Origin of the sequence: Streptomyces thermodiastaticus (assembly GCF_014656135.1) — a bacterium.
Taxonomy (GTDB): Bacteria; Actinomycetota; Actinomycetes; order Streptomycetales; family Streptomycetaceae; genus Streptomyces; species Streptomyces thermodiastaticus.
In genome coordinates this window covers 38,118-56,800 of record NZ_BNBV01000024.1, presented here as the reverse complement: position 1 = coordinate 56,800, position 18,683 = coordinate 38,118, and the positions used below count along the sequence as shown (strand labels likewise).

Below are 18,683 nucleotides of genomic sequence, written 5' to 3'. Positions count from 1 at the left end.
CTCCTGTCATACGACTGCGGGCCGGGGACGGCCCGAAGGCCTTCCCCGGCCCGAGCCGGTTGCGTTGAAGCGTCAGCGGACGTGGTCCACGTCGACCAGGTCGACGCGGACGCCGCGGCCGCCGATCGCGCCCACGACGGTGCGCAGAGCGCGAGCGGTCCGGCCGTTGCGACCGATCACCTTGCCGAGGTCGTCGGGGTGGACCCGCACCTCCAGCACGCGCCCGCGACGCAGGTTGCGCGAGGCGACCTGCACATCGTCAGGGTTGTCGACGATGCCCTTCACGAGGTGCTCAAGCGCCTCTTCGAGCATGTTGCTCAGGCCTCGGTCGACTCGGAGGACTCAGCCGCGGCCTCGTCCTTCTTCTCGGCCTTCTTCTTCGGGGTGATCGCCTCACCCTTGGCGTCGTCCTCGCCGCCGAGCGACTCGAACGACGGACGCGGGGCCTTCTCCTCCGGCTGCAGCAGCGGCGCAGGGGCGGGCTCGCCCTTGAACTTCTGCCAGTCACCGGTCTTCTTCAGGATGGCGAGCACGGGCTCGGTCGGCTGAGCGCCGACGGAGAGCCAGTACGCCACACGCTCGGAGTCGACCTCGATGCGCGAGGGGTTCTGCACCGGGTGGTACAGACCAATCTCCTCGATCGCCCGGCCGTCACGACGGGTACGGGAGTCGGCGACGACGATGCGGTAGTGAGGCGAACGGATCTTGCCCAGACGCTTCAGCTTGATCTTGACTGCCACGGGAGTGGGTTCTCCTGGAATTGACGTGGTGGGGCACGGCGGATCTCCGCGTGGGGTTGCGCAGTCGTGGTGCCCGATGGACGCGTCAGCCGGAGGAGAGAGGGGTCCTGTGCGGCTGTCGAGTACAGCCAGCCATTCTGCCATACCCCGCGGACCGGTCCGCCCCGGGGGTTGACCGGCTGCGGCCGGGCGCGCGTCGGCGCACCCGGCCCGGCGGGGGTCGTGTCGGGAGCGCTGTCCGGCGCCGCGCGGTCATCGGTCACCGTCGGCGGCCCGGCATCCACGAGATGCCGGTTCGGCGGCCGGGCGTCACGCGACCCCTGCGACCTCCGGGATGCGGAACGGCTTGCCGCAGCCGCCGCACACGATGGGGGCCTGCGCGAGGACGGACGGGACGACGCGGACGTTGCGCCCGCAGTCGCACACCGCCTTGACCCGGACGCCGCCGCCGGAGGAGCCGTGCCGGGCGGCCGGGCCGCGGAAGGTGCGGCCGGTGTCGCCGGAGGTGGCGGCGGTGTGCGCCTTCAGCGCCCGCTGCAGGCGCTCGATCGTCGGACGGTAACGCCGCTTGGCCTCGGGGCTCAGCGTGACCAGGGAGAAACCGCTGCTCGGGTGCGGCTCCTCGGGGTGGTCCAGGCCCAGCTCCTCGGCGATGGCGAGGAAGCGGCGGTTGTGGTAGCGGCCGGCCCGCGAGGTGTCGCGCACACCTCGTGCGGCGGCGATGCCGTGGACTGCCTCGTGAAGCAGTCGCTCGAAGGACAGTTCGTGCCCGCACGCGGACGACGACTCTCCGATCAGGGACTCGGGTGCGGCCAGATCGGGCAGCTCGGGGTGGTGCCGCTGAATGTCGGCCCACGCCTGCGCCAGCTCCGCGGCGAGAACAGGTGGTGTCTGTGTCGTGCTCACGTAATGGGAACGAGCGTGGGTGCCACTGTGTTCCTATTCCGGGGCATCCCAAATAATTTTGCACGTACCCGTCAGTCGGCTCTGATGCGTCCGGACGAGGGCGGGTGCGCTGATCTGCGGAGAAGTCTCACAGCTCACCCCAAGGTGGTGCGTAGGCCGCGTACGTCCCCCTGTGCGGCGCGGCCGCCGTGCGGCCGCGGGTCCCCCGGGCCGCGCCGTCGACGGGCGTGCGGAGCTCGGTCGCACGCCGGAGCGCAAGCCGCCCGCCGCAGCGCAGGAGGGGTTCCGGCCGTCCGGCGGGCGGAAGCCTGTACTGCGGTCAGCGTGCGCGGCATCCGTGACGTTACCGGTTCCGTCCACGGCGTCCCGAACCGGCTCGCGGACGGCGGCGCACCGGCTCGCGGGCACCTGGACGCGACGGGGAGCGGAGAGTCGCCCGGGCTGCGCAAAGCGAGGGTCACGAGTGCTGCGTCCTCGCCCTGTCCTGACGCGCCTCCGCCCGACCGGCCGCTGACGGGGCGGGAGCGTCGCTGGCCGCGCCGGCGAAGGAGGCTTGACTCGTCGCCTCGGGGGTCCGCCGGCACGACGCACGCCTGCTCATCCGGCGGACCGTTCGGTGCGGCCGCCGCGTGCCGCCGTGTCGCGCGCCTCCTCCCCGTCGCCGTTCTTGGCCGGGCGGGGGACGCCGGCGACCCGGTAGGCGTCGGCCTCGTCCAGGGTCTCGTTCGCCAGCAGGGCCTCGGCCAGCGCGTCCAGGCGTGCCCGGTGGTCCCGCAGCTTGCGGCACGCCTCCTCGTAGCACTCGTCGACGATGCGGCGCATCTCGGTGTCGATGGCGTCCAGCGTCTGCGGGGCGGCGGCCAGGCCGTACGCCTGCTGCGGGTCGTCGGGCAGCGCCGACAGGCGGCCCAGGTGCTCGCTCATGCCCCAGCGGGCCACCATGCCGCGCGCGATCCGGGTGACCTGCTCCAGGTCGTTCTCCGAGCCGGTGGTGATGAGGCCGTAGACGACGTGCTCGGCCGCCATGCCGCCGAGCGCGCCGATGATCCGGCCGCGCAGGTACTCCTCGGTGTACGCGTACTTGTCCGACTCCGGTGTGGACAGCGTCACGCCGAGCGCCCGGCCGCGCGGCACGATGGTGACCTTGCGGACCGGGTCGGCGCCGGGCTGGAGCATGCCGAGCAGGGCGTGCCCGCTCTCGTGGTACGCGGTGCGCCGCCGTTCCTCCTCGGGCATCACCAGGGCGCGTTCGGCGCCGAGCTGGACCTTCGCCAGGGCTTCGGAGAAGTCGCTGCGGGTCACCTCGCGCTGCCGCCGCTTGACCGCGAGCAGGGCGGCCTCGTTGGCGAGGTTGGCCAGTTCGGCGCCGGTCATCCCCGGGGTGGTCCGGGCCACGTGGGCCAGGTCCACGTCCGGGGCGAGCGGCATGCCGCGGGTGTGGATCTCCAGGATGGCCTGCCGGCCGCCGCGGTCCGGCGGGGCGACGCTGACCACGCGGTCGAACCGGCCGGGCCGGGTCAGGGCCGGGTCGAGGACGTCGGCGCGGTTGGTGGCCGCCAGCACGATCACGCCCTCGGATCCGGAGAAGCCGTCCATTTCGGTGAGGATCTGGTTCAGCGTCTGCTCGCGCTCGTCGTGGCCGCCCATCGACGCCCCGCCGCCGCGGGCCCGGCCGATGGTGTCGATCTCGTCGATGAAGACGATCGACGGCGCCGTCTTGCGGGCCTCGGCGAACAGCTCCCGCACCCGCGAAGCACCCACACCCACGATCATCTCGATGAACTCGGACGCGGACGCCGAGTAGAACGGCACCCTGGCCTCACCGGCCACCGCCCGGGCCAGCAGCGTCTTGCCCGTGCCGGGCGGGCCCGTCAGCAGCACCCCGCGGGGCATCTTCGCGCCCATGCGCCGGTAGTCGTCGGGGCGTTGGAGGAAGTCGACGACGTCGTCCAGCTCGCCTTTGACCTCGTCGATGCCGGCCACGTCGGCGAACGTGGTGCGCTGGGTGCCGGGCCGCAGCTCGACCGGCCGGGGCGGTGCCTTGCGACCCAGCAGACCGCCGGGGCCCAGGCCGGCGCCGATGCGCCGGGCGAAGAACACCCACAGCACCGCCAGGACCGCGATCGGCAGCAGCGACAGCAGCAGATTGGCGAGCAGGCTGCGCTGCTCCACCACCGGCTGCGCGGTCACCGTGACGTCGTGGCTGGTCAGGTCCTGCCAGAGCCGGTCGCCGGCGAAGGACGGACGCTGGGTGGTGAACTTCGTGTAGGTGCCGTCCCCGTCCGGCCGGGGCTGGGGCTTCTTGAGCTGCCCCTGGATGGCGTCGCCCTTGGCGTAGATCGTGCCGACGTTGCCGGCGTCCACCTGCCGGCTGAACTCCGTGTAGGAGATCGTCGGCTCCTTGCCGGAGGTGTAGGTGCTCAGGCCGGCGTAGGCGAGCAGAAAGACGACGACCGCCGTGACCAGCAGTCCCCACCACCTCACACGCGGCCGCCGGGGCCGGCGGGGTGTCTCGTCCCGGCCGCCTTCCGTGCGCCACGGCTGGTCGGGTGCGTTGCGTGAGGGCGTGGCATTGCCCATATCTGGACGTTACGGCACTCGGCGCGGCCCGGCACGCGGCGCCGGGGCGTTGCCCGGGGCGGAAGAGGGCGCCCCCGGGAAGCCCGGGAACGCCCTCGGTGCCGTCACGCCCGCGGCGCGACGGGCCTCAGCCCATGAACTTCTTGAACTCCTCCGGCAGCTCGAAGTCCTTGCCGCCCTGCTGCGGCAGCCCGAACGCGTTCCCGGCGGGGGATCCGTTCCGGGCCGCGGCACGCCGGGCGGCGGCCTCCTGCTCCTGCTGCTTGCGCTTCATCGGGTTGCCGGAGCGCTGCTTGCCCTTGGCCTTCTTCTGCTGCTTCTTCTGCCGGCCGGGGCCGCCGCCCATGCCCGGCAGGCCCGGCATCCCCGGCATGCCCGGCATACCGCCCTGAGCCATGCGGGACATCATCTTGCGCGCCTCGAAGAAGCGCTCGACCAGGTTCTTCACGGCGCTGACCTCGACGCCGGCACCCTTGGCGATGCGCGCGCGACGCGAGCCGTTGATGATGGCGGGGTCCTGGCGCTCGGCCGGCGTCATCGACTTGATGATCGCGGCGGTGCGGTCGACGTCGCGCTCGTCGATGTTGTTGATCTGCTCCTTGAGCTGCGCCATGCCGGGCAGCATGCCGAGCAGCTTGGAGATGGAGCCCATCTTGCGGACCTGCTCCATCTGGGCCAGGAAGTCGTCCAGGGTGAAGTCCTGGCCCTTGCGCGAAGCCAGCTTGGAGGCCATCCGCTCGGCCTCTTCCTGGCTGAACGTCTTCTCCGCCTGCTCGATCAGGGTGAGCAGGTCACCCATGTCGAGGATGCGGGAGGCCATCCGGTCGGGGTGGAAGGCGTCGAAGTCGTCCAGCTTCTCGCCGTTGGAGGCGAACATGATCGGCTTGCCGGTGATGTGCCGGATCGACAGCGCGGCACCACCGCGGGCGTCGCCGTCGAGCTTGGAGAGCACCACACCGTCGAAGCCGACGCCGTCGCGGAAGGCCTCCGCGGTGTTCACCGCGTCCTGACCGATCATCGCGTCGACGACGAACAGGATCTCGTTCGGCTGGACGGCGTCCCGGATGTCGGCGGCCTGCTGCATCATCTCCTGGTCGATGCCGAGGCGGCCGGCCGTGTCGATGATGACGATGTCGTGGACGCGGGCCTTCGCGTGGTCGATGGAGTCCTTGGCGACCTTGACCGGGTCGCCGACGCCGTTGCCCGGCTCCGGGGCGTAGACGGCGACCCCGGCGCGCTCGGCGACGACGCTGAGCTGGTTCACCGCGTTGGGGCGCTGCAGGTCGCAGGCGACCAGCAGCGGGGAGTGGCCCTGGTCCTTGAGCCACTTGCCCAGCTTGCCCGCGAGGGTGGTCTTGCCCGCACCCTGCAGACCGGCGAGCATGATCACGGTCGGGGGCTGCTTGGCGAACCTCAGGCGGCGGGTCTCGCCGCCCAGGATCTCGATCAGCTCCTCGTTGACGATCTTGATGATCTGCTGGGCCGGGTTGAGCGCCTTGGAGACCTCGGCGCCGAGCGCGCGTTCCTTGACCTGCTTGATGAAGGAGCGCACGACCGGCAGCGCCACGTCGGCCTCGAGGAGCGCGATGCGGATCTCGCGGGCCGTGGCGTCGATGTCGGCCTCGCTCAACCGCCCCTTGCCGCGCAGATTCTTGAAGGTCGCTGAGAGGCGATCGGAGAGAGTGTCGAACACGGCGGCGTCGGTCCTCGGTGTCGGGGGCAGTCTGAGCGTCTTCCAGGGTATCCGGCTCGGCAAGGCAATCGTCCCCGCCCGCCGCGACGAACCGGGGGACGGCGCTCGCCCGCGCCGGAGAGGGACCCGGTTCACGGGATCGTCCGCACCGGCGCCGGGGCACCCCGCAGCACGCGCACCGTGGCCGCGCTGTCAGGTTCGCAGCGTCTTCTCCAGCGTCTCCGCCAGCGCGGCGGCCTCCGCGTCGGGCAGGGGCGCACCCGTGGCGCCGGTCACGTAGAAGGCGTCGACGGCGTTGGCCCCGAGCGTCGACACGTGCATGCTCCGCACCCGCACCCCGGCCTGCTCCAGCGCGTGGCCGATCCGGAACAGCAGCCCCGGGGCGTCCTGCGCGCGGACCTCGATCACGGTGGCGTGCCGGGAGGCGGCGGGGGCGACCGTCACCCGCGGCGGCGGTGCCACGACTCCGCGTCGGCGGGTCCGGGCGGCGTCCCGTTCGGCCAGGCGGGCGGCGATGTCCAGGGAGCCGTCCAGGGCCCGGACCAGGTCGGCGCGCAGCCGGGCGGCCTGCGGGAGGCTGCCGTACTCGGCGGCGACCCGCCAGTCGAGCAGCAGCACGGGGCCGCCGTCGAGGCCGGCGGGCAGGTCGAGGGTGCGCAGTCCGGCGGTGCGGACGGTCAGCCGGTGCAGGGCCAGCACCCCGGCGACCGAGGGCAGTACGCCGGGCCGGCCGGGGACGGCGATGAGCAGTTCCACGCCGAGGGGCTGCGGCTCCGCCTCGTACCGGGACGCCTGCTCCTCCGGCGGGGCACCGGGGTGCTCCGCGCGGGCGCGCAGGGCCAGGACCGGGCCGCCGGTGCGGCCGGCCTCGACGGCGAGCCGCTCCTGTTCGGCGGTGGGCTCGGCGGAGGGCTCCGGCGTTTCGGGGGTCTCTCCGGCGAGGAGGGCCGCGACGCGCCGGACCAGGTCGCCGACGAGCGAGGCGCGCCAGGCGGACCAGGCGGCCGGGCCGGTGGCCAGGGCGTCGGCCTCGGTCAGGGCGTGCAGCAGTTCCAGGGTGGTGCGGGTGCCGACCGCCGTGGCGACCGCGCGGACGGTGGCCGGGTCGTCCAGGTCGCGGCGGGTGGCGGTCTCGACGAGCAGCAGATGGTGGCGGACGAGGGCGGCGAGCACGTCGGCGTCGGCGCGGTCGAAGCCGATGCGGGCGGCCATGTCGCGGGCGATGGTCTCGCCGGTCACCGCGTGGTCGCCGGGCCGGCCCTTGCCGATGTCGTGCAGGAGTGCGGCGACCAGCAGCAGGTCGGGGCGCTGCACCCGGCGGGTGAGGGCGGAGGCGCGCACGGCGGTCTCGATCAGATGCCGGTCGACGGTCCAGACGTGCACGGCGTTGCGCTGCGGGCGGCAGCGGACCCGTTCCCAGTCGGGCAGCAGCCGGGTGATCAGCCCCTCGGCGTCCAGTGCCTCCCAGACCTCGACGGTGGGGCGGCCGGAGCCGAGCAGGGTGACGAGCTGTTCGCGGGCCTCGGTGGGCCAGGGGACGGTCAGGGGGCGCGCGGTGGCGGCCAGGTGGCGTGCGGCGTGCGGGGAGAGTGGCAGTCCGGCCTGTGCGGCGGCGGCCGCGGCGCGCAGCGGCAGCACGGGGTCGTGTTCGGGGCGCGCGGTGCGGGCGAGCACCACCTCGCCCTCCTGCTCCACCACTCCTTCGGCGAGCGGGGTCCGTTCGGCGGCCGGTCTGCCGCCGCCCAGCACGGCGCGCAGCCTCGGCCGCACGGCGCGTGAGCGCAGCACGCGCCCCACTTCGCGCCAGGTGACATCGCTGGCGTAGGCGATGATCCGTGCCGCCTCGTAGACCTGCCGGAGCAGGGCGTCGGCGTCGGGCAGGCCGAGCGCGGCGGCGACCTGGTCCTGCTCCTGCAGGGCGAGCCGGTCGGTGGCGCGGCCGGTGGTCAGGTGCAGGGCGTCGCGGACGTCGAGCAGCTGCCGGCGGGCCTCGTCCAGGCCGGTGCGGGGGGCGTCGGCCAGCCAGGAGGCGGCCACGGCCCGCAGGGCGGTGGCGTCGCGCAGGCCGCCGCGCGCCTCCTTCAGGTCGGGTTCCAGCAGGTAGCGCAGCTCGCCCCGGCGCTCGGCCCGGTCGGCGCACAGCTGCCGCAACTCCGGCAGGCGCTTGGGTGCCTGGTTGCGCCAGTCGGCCAGCACGGTGGTGCGCAGCGCGGTGGTCAGCCCGAGGTCGCCGGCGAGGTGGCGGGCGTCCAGCAGGCCGAGCTGGGCCTTGAGGTCGTCGCGGGCGGTGCGGCGGGCCTGGGCCGGGGTGCGCACGGAGTGGTCCAGGGTGAGGCCGAGGTCCCACACGGGGTACCAGAGGCGGTCGGCGAGGGCGGCGACCCCGGCGTCGTCGGCGCCGTCGTGCAGCAGAAGCAGATCGAGGTCGCTGCGCGGGGAGAGTTCACCGCGGCCGTAGCCGCCCACGGCGACCAGGGCGATGCCCCGGGCCGCGCCGCCGGCGGCGGCGGTGAACAGGCCGGCCAGCCACTCGTCGGTGAGCCGGGCGAGGGCGGCGCGGCGCGACCGCCCGGACGGCTCCTGCTCGGTGAGGAGGCGCAGCCGTGCCGCCGCGTAGCCGCCGGATGCCACGCCGTCCGCTTCCTTCCGCGTGTCGTCGGTGTACGTCATCCGGCACCTCCTGTCCTCGGGCCGTCCGGGCCGCTCGTCGCGCTCAGAGCGCGTCCGGGCCGCGTTCGCCGGTCCGGACCCGTACGACCGTCTCGACCGGCACGGACCAGACCTTCCCGTCGCCGATCTTGCCGGTGCGGGCCGCCTTGACCAGGACCTCGATGAGCTGTTCGGCGTCCTCGTCCTCGGCCAGCACCTCGATGCGGATCTTGGGGACGAGGTCGACGGTGTACTCGGCGCCGCGGTAGACCTCGGTGTGGCCGCGCTGGCGTCCGTAACCGCTGGCCTCGGTGACGGTCAGCCCGTGGACGCCGAAGGCCTGCAAAGCCTCCTTGATCTCGTCGAGCCGGTGCGGTTTGACGACGGCGGTGATGAGCCTCATGCGTCCACCTTCCTGGTCTGCTTCGGCTGCCCGGCGGCAGTGAGGGGCGCGGTGACGGAGGCGAGGACACCGCCACCGGCACCGCTGAAGTCGTACGCGGTCTCGGCGTGCTGGGCCTGGTCGATGCCGGAGACCTCCTCGTCCTCGGTGACCCGCATCCCGAGCGTCTTGTCGATCAGGAAGGCGAGGACGGCGGAGGCGACGAGGGAGTAGGCGAGGACGCCGAAGACACCGGCGCACTGCTTCCAGAACTGGTCCAGGCCGCCGCCGTAGAACAGGCCCTTGACGTCGGACTGGCCCTCGCCGCTGGCGAAGAAGCCGATCAGCAGGGAACCGATGACGCCGCCGACCATGTGGACGCCGACGACGTCGAGGGAGTCGTCGTAGCCGAAGCGGTACTTCAGGCCGACGGCCATGGCGCACAGGGCACCGGCGATGGCGCCGACCGCGAGGGCGCCGAGCGGGGAGACCGCACCGCCGGACGGGGTGATCGCGACCAGGCCGGCGACCGCGCCGGAGGCGGCGCCGAGCGTGGTGCACGCACCGTGGCGGATCTTCTCCCAGGCGAGCCAGGCGAGCAGGGCGGCGGCCGTGGCGATCTGGGTGTTGACGAACATCAGGGCGCCCACGCCGTCGCTGTTGCCCAGCCAGGAGCCGGCGTTGAAGCCGAACCAGCCGAACCACAGCAGTCCGGCGCCGAGCACGACCAGGGGGAGGCTGTGCGGGCGCATCGGGTCCTTCTTGAAGCCGACGCGCTTGCCGATGACGAGGATCACGCCGAGCGCCGCGGCACCGGCGTTGATGTGGACGGCGGTGCCGCCCGCGAAGTCGATCACCCCGAGGTCGTAGGCCCAGCCGCCCTCGCCCCAGACCCAGTGGGCGACCGGGAAGTACACGATCGTGGCCCACAGCACCACGAACAGCACCCACGCGCTGAACTTGACCCGGTCGGCCAGGGCGCCGCTGATCAGGGCCGGGGTGATGATCGCGAACATCAGCTGGAAGACCGCGAAGACGAAGACCGGGATGGTGTATCCGGGCCACAGGTCCGTCTTGCCGATGCCGCCGAAGCCCAGGTAGTCGCCGGCCCAGCCCACGAGCGAGCCGTGGTCGGTGCCGAAGGCCACGGAGAATCCGTACAGCACCCACAGGACGGTGACGATCCCGAGGCTGATGAAGCTCATCATCAGCATGTTGAGGGTGCTCTTGACGCGGACCATGCCTCCGTAGAAGAAGGCCAGGCCCGGGGTCATCAGCATCACCAAGGCGGAACAGATCAGCATGAAGCCGGTGTCGGCGGACGACAGCGTGGGTGTGTCCGCCGCGAGCAGGATGGCTGGTGCCATCGGCGTCTCCTCGTCGGTCGTACGGCTCCGTGCGGGCGAAGCCGTGCGGTCCGGACGGTGCGGTCCTGAAAAGTTTCCTGAAGGGGTGCGCGTCGTCCGGGCGGTGAGCGGTGGGCCGGTTGTGCCGACGAGGTTGGCGCAGCACGGTTTCGGCGGGCGCGCCTCGGTGTTTCACGGGGGTGACAAAGGCGCCCGGTGTGTTACGCGTGGATGAACCGCCGGTCGCGGCGCGGACAGTGACCGGCCGCGGACCGGCCTTCCGATGACCTGGCATGGGGGAGCCGAGTCGGGCAGTTCAGGAGGGCCGGCCGCGGCCGGGGCTCGTAGGGCCGTCGTCAGACGGCCTCGGCGACGTCGGGCAGCTCTTCGGCGAGGGTGTTGCTCAGGGCGACGACCTCGGCGAGGTCGCCGTAATCGCGTACCGCGCTGTCGACGGCCTTGCGGATGCGGGTGTTGACGCGTTCGGAGCGGACTTTCCTGGCCTCCCTGAGGGCTCGGGTCACATAGTGGACGCTCTGCTCGGGCTCGCGCCTGAGCAGCTGGACGGTGGCCATGCCGGCGAGGTTCAGGGCGTAGGAGCGCTGGTGGTTCCGGTCGTCGGCGAACAGCCGCACCGCCTTGTCCATCAGCGGTTCCGCCTGGGCCGCGTAGTGCGGGCCGCGGCCGACGACGTAGGCGAGGTCGCGGAAGGAGTGGGCGGTCTCGGCGGACAGCTCGGCCTCGGAGAAGAAGCGGATCCAGTCGGGGTCGGGCTCGTCCCAGTCGGCGGCCTCGGCGAAGGTGTCCTCGGCCAGGCGTACCGCCCGCTTGCACCGGGCGGGCCGGCCCATGTTGGCCCAGGCCCGCGCCTCCATCGCATACAGCATGGCCTGGGTGCGCGGGCTCGCGCAGTCGCGGCTGCCGTACTGGGCGAGGTGGATCAGCTGCAGGGCGTCGTCGGGGCGGCCGAGGTGGATCATCTGCCGGCTCATGCTGGACAGGACGTACGAGCCGAGCGGGCGGTCGCCGGCCTCCTTGGCGGCGTGCAGGGCGAGGACGAAGTACTTCTGCGCGGTGGGCTGCAGTCCCACGTCGTAGCTCATCCAGCCGACCAGCTGGGCGAGTTCCGCGGCGACCTTGAACAGCCGCCGGCGGGTGGCCTCGGGATGCGACTCCTGGAGCAGGTCGGTCACCTCGTGCAGCTGGCCGACGACGGCCTTGCGGCGCAGGCCGCCGCCGCACTGGGCGTCCCAGGAGCGGAACATCTTCGTCGTGGTCTCCAGCAGGTCCAGCTCCGGCCGGGAGAGCGGGCCGGGGCGGCGTCCCGCGGACGGCTCGGGGTCGTCGCGCGGCACCGGCGGGGAGGGCACGAGCCAGCGCTGCATCGGCTCGACGAGGGCGGGGCCCGCGGCCACCGCCAGCGAACTGCCGAGGAAGCCGCGGCGCGCCAGCATCAGGTCGCTGCGCGAGAACTCGCTGAGCAGCGCCACGGTCTGCGGGCCCGTCCAGGGCAGGTCGACCCCGACGGCCGAGGGGGACGGGCGGGTGGCACGCAGCCCCAGATCCTCGACGGAGACCACGCAGCCGAAGCGCTCGGAGAACAGGTCCGACAGGATCCGGGGGATCGGCTCGCGCGGATTCTCCCCGTCCAGCCAGCGCCGCACGCGGGAGGTGTCGGTGGAGACGTGACCGGCCCCCATCTGGCGTGCCCGGCTGTTGACCTGCCGGGCGAGTTCGCCCTTGGACCAGCCGCTGCGTGTGAACCACGACGCGAGCAGCTCGTTCGGACGTTTGTCCGTCGCAGCGCTCGTCCCGCCGCCGTTGCCGCTCACCGGAACGCCCCCACCTTCCTGACAACCTGTGCCGCCGAGTGCGCCGAGCCCGGACGGGATGCCGGCCGGTGCGGCCGTCCCGCGCCCGGCTGTCACCCGCCGGACGGAAGGACGACTTGCCTGCGGCATACCCATGGGTGCATGTGCCCCGCAGACCCAGACACTCACAGTAATCCTACGATCACTGCTCCCACCACGGGGATGACAGAATCGCCACCATTCGCCACCCCTTCGAATGAAGTCTCGGTGGACTTCCCGCGCTTCACTTGACACAGCACGCCGACGATCAGGTGGACCGGAGCGTGAAAGGGCGCGCGCCGAGAACCTCGCCACCTGGGGTGCATCCGGACGCCGCACGGGCGTGGCAGAGCCGGAAAGGGGCAGACACAGAGGGTAACGTTCCGCATTCTTACCGTGACCGAGCGGGTGACGGAACCGTTGGAGGGGGCATGGGCTTCACGATCGGCGGGATGCGCGAGATCCGCACCGGCACTCGGCGACGCGGCCGGTCGTACCGCTCCGCGGAGTGCACGGCGGTGGCCGAGTACACCAGCCTGTGGGGCTGGGACGTGGTGCGCGGCGCACGGGCCGTCGCCGGGGCCTGCTCCTGCGGCCGCAGCAGCTGCCCCGCCCCCGGCGCGCACCCCCTTCAGTCCACCCCCGAGGTCCCGGCGGGCGCCACGCCGGCCCAGGCCACCCGGGCCTGGGCCGGCAAGCCGGGAGGCACGGTGATGTTCGCGCTCGGGCGCGCCTTCGACGCGATCGAGGTCGCCGAGTCCACCGCACGACGGGCGCTGGCCCGTATGGAGCGCATGGGTCTGCCCCTGGGTCCGGTGACGGCCGGCCCGGACGGCCGCGCCCACTTCTTCGTCGCCCCCGGGTCGGCGGCCCGGCTGCCCGGCCTGCTGTACCGCATGGGCTGGGACGACCCCGCCTCGCTGGACCTGCGCGGGCTGGGCGCCGGCCACTATCTGACCGCGCCGCCCTCCGACCGCGGCGGCCGCGGCCCCGTCCGCTGGCTGCGTCCGCCGGACCTGCACGCGGCGAGGCCGCCGCAGGCACGTCTGCTGCTGGGCACTCTGGCGTACGTCGCCCACCGGTCCCGGGCGCAGGGCCCGTCCCCGGTCACCCGGTCCGCGCGCACCGACCGGCGCAGGAGCCCCGGCACACGACGGCGCCCGCTCCCCTTTCCGTGGTGATCAGGGGAGCGGGCGCCGTGGTGCGGGGCGAGGCGATCGGCCGGTGCCGGCCGGTCAGTCGCCGATGAGGGCGTCAACGAACGCCTCCGGCTCGAACGGGGCGAGGTCGTCCGCGCCCTCGCCGAGTCCGACCAGCTTGACCGGGACGCCCAGCTCGCGCTGGACCGAGACGACGATGCCGCCCTTGGCCGTACCGTCGAGCTTGGTGAGCACGATGCCGGTGATGTCCACGACCTCCGCGAAGACGCGGGCCTGCACCAGTCCGTTCTGACCGGTGGTGGCGTCCAGGACCAGCAGCACCTCGTCCAGCGGGGCGTGCTTCTCGACGACCCGCTTGACCTTGCCCAGCTCGTCCATCAGGCCGGTCTTGGTGTGCAGTCGGCCGGCGGTGTCGATGAGCACCACGTCGGCGCCCAGCTCCTTGCCCTCCTTGACCGCGTCGAAGGCGACGGAGGCGGGGTCCCCGCCCTCCGGGCCGCGCACGGTGTGGGCGCCGACCCGCTCGCCCCAGGTCTGCAGCTGGTCGGCGGCGGCGGCACGGAAGGTGTCGGCGGCGCCGAGCACCACGCTGCGGCCGTCGGCCACCAGGACGCGGGCCAGCTTGCCGGTGGTGGTGGTCTTGCCGGTGCCGTTGACGCCGACGACCATCACGATGCCCGGCTTGCCGGTGTCCGGCTCGGTGCGCACCGTGCGGTCCATGTCAGGGCCGATCAGGGTGAGCAGCTCCTCGCGCAGCAGTCCGCGCAGCTCCTCCGGGGTGCGGGTGCCCAGCACCCGGACCCGCTCGCGCAGCCGCTCGACCAGCTCCTGTGTGGCCTGCACACCGACGTCGGCGGTGAGCAGGGTGTCCTCGATCTCCTCCCAGGTGTCCTCGTCGAGGTGCTCGCGGGACAGCAGGGTGAGCAGGCCCTTGCCCAGGGCGTTCTGCGACCGGGACAGCCGGGCGCGCAGCCGGACCAGACGGCCGGCCGTCGGCTCGGGGATCTCGATCGGCGGCGCGGCGAGTTCTTCGACGACCGGCGGCTCCTCCACGGCGGTGGGCGCGGAGGCCTCCGGAAGGTCCACCTCCTCGATCGTCCGCCGCGGCTCGTCGCGCGGCGTCTCGGCCTCTTCGCCGACGTGCGGCTCGGCCTCGGGTGCGGTGAGGTCAGGGGGGCTGGGCGGCGGTGCGACCGGTGGCTTGCGCCGCCGGCTGCCGACGACGAGCCCGCCGAGCGCGCCGAGCACCACCACGGCGATGACTACAGCAAGGATGATGGTTTCCATAACGCGTCCAGTATCAGCCATGGGCCATGGCCGAAGGCCGTTTGTGGCTTGCCCCACCGTTTGTGGCTTCCGCCAAGAGACAAAGGCCACGTACAGCCGTGAGTAGGCTCAAAGTACGATGGCACCCGAGGATCAACACGCGTAGAGTCCGGACGGCAACGCTGGGCCGCGGTGTGCCGCCACAGCGGCGTCCTCTCCTCCCCCCACTCGCACAACCGCCCCCCACACCTCACGACAAGGCACGGATTTTTCTCCATGAGCAAGACCGTCCAGGCCGAAGGCGCTCTGGAAACGCGCGGCATCGAACAGGTACCTGACGCCGAGCGCACCGGCCGGACCCGCGAACTGTTCCCCACCTGGGTCGGCGCCAACATCAGCGTGCTGCTGCTCACCATGGGCGCGAGTCTCGTCGTCGCCTACCACCTCTCCTTCTGGCAGGCGGTCGTCTGCGCCGTCGCGGCGCCGGTGGTGTCCTACGGCCTGGTCGGCCTGATCGGCATCGCGGGCAAGCGCGGCGGCGCGCCCGGCATGGCGCTGTCCCGCGCGGTGTTCGGGCAGCGCGGCAACCTGCTGCCCGGCGCGGTGATCTGGGTGGCCCGCTGGGGCTGGGAGACGATCAACGCGGTCACCGGCGCCTACGCCCTGCTCACCGTCCTGGACATCCTGTTCGGACTGAAGACCAACAGCGTGCTGGACATCGTGATGCTGCTGGCCTTCGTCGTCGCGACCTTCGCGATCTCCGGGCTCGGCATCAACGCCGTCCAGAAGTGCAACACGTACGCGACCTATCTCTTCGGTCTGTTCTCGGTGCTGGTCCTGGTGTACCTGATCGTGGACACCGACTGGTCGAAGGTGTTCTCCCGCCCCGCCGGCTCGGCCGCGGCGGTCATCACCGGCATCGGCATGATCGCGGCGGGCGGCGTCAGCTGGATCCCGACCGCGCCGGACTTCACGCGCTACCTGCCGCGCACCGCGTCGTCCAAGGCGATCGTGGGCCACTCGGTGGGCGGCGCCGGCATCGTCGTGCTGCCCATGGTGCTCATGGGCACGGTCATGGCGGTCTCCACGCCCGACCTGGCCTCGGCCTCCGACCCGGTGTCCTTCCTCGGCGAGATCCTGCCCACCTGGATCGCGGTGCCGTACCTGCTGATCGCCCTGATCGGCATGCTGCTGATCAACGCGATGTCGATGTACTCGGCGGGCTTCACCGCGCAGACCCTGGGCTTCCGGATCCCCCGTCACTGGGCGGTGTCGGTCAACGCCGTGATCTCGCTGGGCTTCGGCGGCGTGCTGATGCTGGCCGCGACCAGCTTCATGGGCTCGTTCATCGCCTTCCTGTCGCTGCTCGCGGTCGCCTTCTCCGCCTGGGTGGGCGTCTTCGGCGCCGACATGCTGCGGCGCACCGAGTACGACGGCCGCGCCATGGCCGACACCACGCGCACCAGCGCCTACTGGTACACCGGCGGCTTCTCCCCCGCCGCCGTGGCTTCCTGGGCGATCGGCCTGATCGCGGGCCTGATGTTCACCACCTCCGACTGGTTCACCGGCCCGCTGGCGAACAACAACGTCATCGGTGAGTACGGCCTCGGCTGGGTGGCCACCGTCGTGATCTCCGGTGTGCTGTACCTGGTGCTGCCCAAGCCGGCGGTGGTCACCTCGTCCCCTGCGGACGCCGCCGCCGAGTCCGCCGCCCGGACGGAGTCCGCCGTGCGCGTCTGACGACCGGGTACGGTCCGCCCCCCATTTCCGCATACGGACGTCCCCCTCTTGCCTCTCGGTGGGAGGGGGACGTCCGTATGCGGGGAGACGGATGTTCGTACACGGCTGCGGCTTGTACGGCTCGGCCGGCCGGGCGGGCAGTCCCCGTCCCGGACACCTGCGGTCCGGTGCGGGCGCCGGGGTGCGGGCCGGTTCGGTTGGGTTCGGTCCGGTGCGGTCGTACGGGGACCGCCGGCCGGCGGCGTCCAGGTCCTTGGCCGTGCGTCAGGGCGCTCCTCCGCCGTGTACGTCAGGACGCGTGTGCGGTGGGGCGGGGGCACGACCAGCTTCGCGCGGCTCGGGGCGTAGTCGTCTCTTCTTTCCCTGCCTCCCCCGATCCCCGGCGCCGTGGTTGTCCCTTCCTCCCCTGCCTCCCCCGATCCCCGGCGCTCCGCAGGCGTCGACGCAAAGGAGCAACGGGACGCCCCCCGAACCGCGCGCCCGCACGTGCCGCGCCCTAACGTGCCGGAAGGGGATCAGGACGGAGCTGTGGGCGCTCGCGTGCCCGGGCCGTGCGCGAGCCGTGCCCGGGCCGTGCGCGGAGACGACGAGCGGCGACGCGGAGCACGGGCGACCAAGCGTGGACGAAAGAGCGGAGAGGAAGAAGCGGAGACGAAGAAGCGCCGCCCCCGCCGGCGGGGTGCCGGGCGGGGGCGGCGCACAGTGCGAGGAGAGGGGCAGCGGGGTCCTGTGGCCCTTCTCCCCGGGTTCGTGTGGGCAGGCCGGTCGGCTCAGCCCATCTCCTCCAGCTTCTTGCCCTTCGTCTCCTTGACGTACTTCAGGACGAACGGGATGGAGAGCGCGGCGAAGACCGTGTAGATCACGTAGGTGCCGGAGAGGTTCCAGTCGGCCAGCGACGGGAAGCTCGCGGTGATGGCCCAGTTGGCGATCCACTGCGCGGAGGCGGCCACGCCCAGGGCGGCGGCGCGGATCCGGTTCGGGAACATCTCGCCGAGGAAGACCCACACGACCACGCCCCAGGAGAGCGCGAAGAAGAGGACGAAGACGTGGGCGGCGATCAGGGCGACCCAGCCCTGGGTGGCGGGCAGCTTGCCGTCGACCAGGTCGTAGGAGAACGCCCAGGCCTCCAGGGCCAGGCCGATCACCATGCCGGTGGAGCCGATGACGGCGAGCGGCTTGCGGCCGACACGGTCCACGAAGATCATCGCGATCACGGTGCCGACGATGTTGATGATCGAGGTCGTGAACGAGTAGAAGAACGAGTCCGTCGGGTCGACGCCGACCGACTGCCACAGCGTCGAGGAGTAGTAGAACGCGACGTTGATGCCGACGAACTGCTGGAAGACCGACAGGCCGATGCCGATCCAGACGATCGGCTTGAAGAAGAAGCCGCCGCCGAGCAGGTCCTTGAAGGTGGACTTGTGCTCGCTCTTCATCGCGGCCTCGATCTCGGCCACGCGGGCGTCCAGATCGACGCTCTCGCCCTCGACCTCGGCGAGGATCTCGCGGGCGCGGTCACGGCGGCCGACGGAGAGCAGGAAGCGCGGGGACTCGGGGATGGCGAAAGAAAGCAGCCCGTACAGGACGGCCGGGACGACCATCACGCCGAGCATGACCTGCCAGGCCTCCAGGCCCATCAGCTTGCCGCGCTGGTCGCCGTCGGCGGCGTTGAGCAGACCCCAGTTGACCAGCTGGGAGACGGCGATGCCGACGACGATCGCGGCCTGCTGGAAGGAGCCGAGGCGGCCGCGGTAGGCGGGCGGGGCGACCTCGGCGATGTAGGCCGGGCCGATGACCGAGGCCATACCGATGGCGAAACCGCCGATGACACGCCACAGGGCGAGGTCCCACAGGCTGAAGGGGAGGGCGGATCCGACCGCGCTGACGGTGAACAGGACGGCGGCGATCTGCATGCAGCGGATGCGCCCGATCCGGTCGGCGATGCGGCCCGCGGCCGCGGCGCCGATGGCGCATCCGATCAGGGCGATCGCGATGACCTGGGCCAGTGCCGCGGAGCCGATGTCGTAGCGGTCACGTATCGCCTCGACCGCGCCATTGATCACGGAGCTGTCGTAGCCGAACAGGAACCCGCCCATGGCGGCCGCCGCAGCGATGAAGACGACGTGCCCGAGATGGTCGGGATGAGCCGTAACGGCTCGCGGTGTTGGCGCCTGCGCTGTGCTGGTCACGTGTACTCCTCGGGCACACCGGCAACGCTGCCGGGGAGGGGGTCATCCGCTTCAGATCGCATGACCTGAAGGTAAAAGCAACGTTGCAGAGACTATGCCTTCAAGTTTCGAAGTCAATAGTTGAACCTTGTGATGTTGGCCCCCTCGCGTATCGGACTTGCATTCAACTTGTGAAATCACGT

At 72.1% G+C, this 18,683-nt stretch carries 12 protein-coding genes and 1 pseudogene; 2 read left to right on the top strand and 11 right to left on the bottom strand.

Going from position 1 to position 18,683, the window contains the following annotated elements; all coding sequences use genetic code 11:
- Positions 1-72 precede the first annotated feature (72 nt).
- From IE286_RS20480 to nsdA, 9 genes are all read right to left on the bottom strand, one after another.
- Complete coding sequence (locus IE286_RS20480) at positions 73-312, bottom strand: RNA-binding protein (protein WP_003973401.1); 240 nt, start codon at positions 310-312, stop codon at positions 73-75.
- A 5-nt stretch (positions 313-317) separates the two neighbouring features.
- Positions 318-740 carry a 30S ribosomal protein S16 gene (rpsP, locus tag IE286_RS20475; protein WP_189798228.1) on the bottom strand — a complete coding sequence of 141 codons (423 nt, stop codon included), beginning with the start codon at positions 738-740 and terminating at the stop codon, positions 318-320.
- 309 nt (positions 741-1,049) lie between these two features.
- Positions 1,050-1,646, bottom strand: coding sequence for a hypothetical protein (locus IE286_RS20470; RefSeq protein ID WP_189798227.1), 597 nt, complete (start codon positions 1,644-1,646; stop codon positions 1,050-1,052).
- Between the two features lie 597 nt (positions 1,647-2,243).
- Complete coding sequence (gene ftsH / locus IE286_RS20465; protein WP_189798226.1) at positions 2,244-4,226, bottom strand: ATP-dependent zinc metalloprotease FtsH; 1,983 nt, start codon at positions 4,224-4,226, stop codon at positions 2,244-2,246.
- Between the two features lie 127 nt (positions 4,227-4,353).
- Positions 4,354-5,919, bottom strand: a complete 1,566-nt coding sequence (gene ffh / locus IE286_RS20460) for a signal recognition particle protein (protein WP_189798225.1) — start codon at positions 5,917-5,919, stop codon at positions 4,354-4,356.
- A 192-nt stretch (positions 5,920-6,111) separates the two neighbouring features.
- Entirely contained in the window at positions 6,112-8,589 is a 2,478-nt protein-coding gene (locus IE286_RS20455; RefSeq protein ID WP_189798224.1) for a [protein-PII] uridylyltransferase, read from the bottom strand.
- A 43-nt stretch (positions 8,590-8,632) separates the two neighbouring features.
- The gene (locus IE286_RS20450) at positions 8,633-8,971 is read right to left on the bottom strand and encodes a P-II family nitrogen regulator (RefSeq protein WP_125499442.1); all 339 of its coding nucleotides are present in this window, start codon (positions 8,969-8,971) and stop codon (positions 8,633-8,635) included.
- Complete coding sequence (locus IE286_RS20445) at positions 8,968-10,317, bottom strand: ammonium transporter (protein WP_189798223.1); 1,350 nt, start codon at positions 10,315-10,317, stop codon at positions 8,968-8,970. The genes IE286_RS20450 and IE286_RS20445 overlap by 4 nt, the downstream gene beginning before the upstream one ends.
- A gap of 335 nt (positions 10,318-10,652) precedes the next feature.
- Positions 10,653-12,128: a transcriptional repressor NsdA gene (gene nsdA, locus IE286_RS20440; RefSeq protein WP_189798222.1), complete on the bottom strand. Its 1,476-nt coding sequence runs from the start codon at positions 12,126-12,128 to the stop codon at positions 10,653-10,655.
- 449 nt (positions 12,129-12,577) lie between these two features.
- Between nsdA and IE286_RS20435 the strand changes: the two are divergent.
- Positions 12,578-13,237 (top strand): annotated as a pseudogene (locus tag IE286_RS20435) (bifunctional DNA primase/polymerase); the annotation flags it as partial.
- Positions 13,238-13,381: 144 nt separating this feature from the next.
- Here IE286_RS20435 and ftsY read toward each other — a convergent pair.
- The gene (gene ftsY / locus IE286_RS20430) at positions 13,382-14,593 is read right to left on the bottom strand and encodes a signal recognition particle-docking protein FtsY (RefSeq protein ID WP_189798220.1); all 1,212 of its coding nucleotides are present in this window, start codon (positions 14,591-14,593) and stop codon (positions 13,382-13,384) included.
- 255 nt (positions 14,594-14,848) lie between these two features.
- Here ftsY and IE286_RS20425 point away from each other — a divergent pair, with 255 nt between their 5' ends.
- Positions 14,849-16,312, top strand: a complete 1,464-nt coding sequence (locus IE286_RS20425) for a cytosine permease (protein ID WP_189798219.1) — start codon at positions 14,849-14,851, stop codon at positions 16,310-16,312.
- 770 nt (positions 16,313-17,082) lie between these two features.
- On the opposite strand, the gene IE286_RS20420 is transcribed toward IE286_RS20425, so the two are convergent.
- Positions 17,083-18,501: a sugar porter family MFS transporter gene (locus tag IE286_RS20420; RefSeq protein WP_189798218.1), complete on the bottom strand. Its 1,419-nt coding sequence runs from the start codon at positions 18,499-18,501 to the stop codon at positions 17,083-17,085.
- Between the last annotated feature and the right edge of the window lie 182 nt (positions 18,502-18,683).

Coding starts and splice junctions, on each gene's coding strand:
- IE286_RS20480 (WP_003973401.1), bottom strand. CDS start 312: ATGCTCGAAGAGGCGCTTGAGCACCTCGTGAAGGGCATCGTCGACAAC.
- ftsH (WP_189798226.1), bottom strand. CDS start 4,226: ATGGGCAATGCCACGCCCTCACGCAACGCACCCGACCAGCCGTGGCGC.
- IE286_RS20455 (WP_189798224.1), bottom strand. CDS start 8,589: ATGACGTACACCGACGACACGCGGAAGGAAGCGGACGGCGTGGCATCC.
- IE286_RS20450 (WP_125499442.1), bottom strand. CDS start 8,971: ATGAGGCTCATCACCGCCGTCGTCAAACCGCACCGGCTCGACGAGATC.
- IE286_RS20445 (WP_189798223.1), bottom strand. CDS start 10,317: ATGGCACCAGCCATCCTGCTCGCGGCGGACACACCCACGCTGTCGTCC.
- ftsY (WP_189798220.1), bottom strand. CDS start 14,593: ATGGAAACCATCATCCTTGCTGTAGTCATCGCCGTGGTGGTGCTCGGC.
- IE286_RS20425 (WP_189798219.1), top strand. CDS start 14,849: ATGAGCAAGACCGTCCAGGCCGAAGGCGCTCTGGAAACGCGCGGCATC.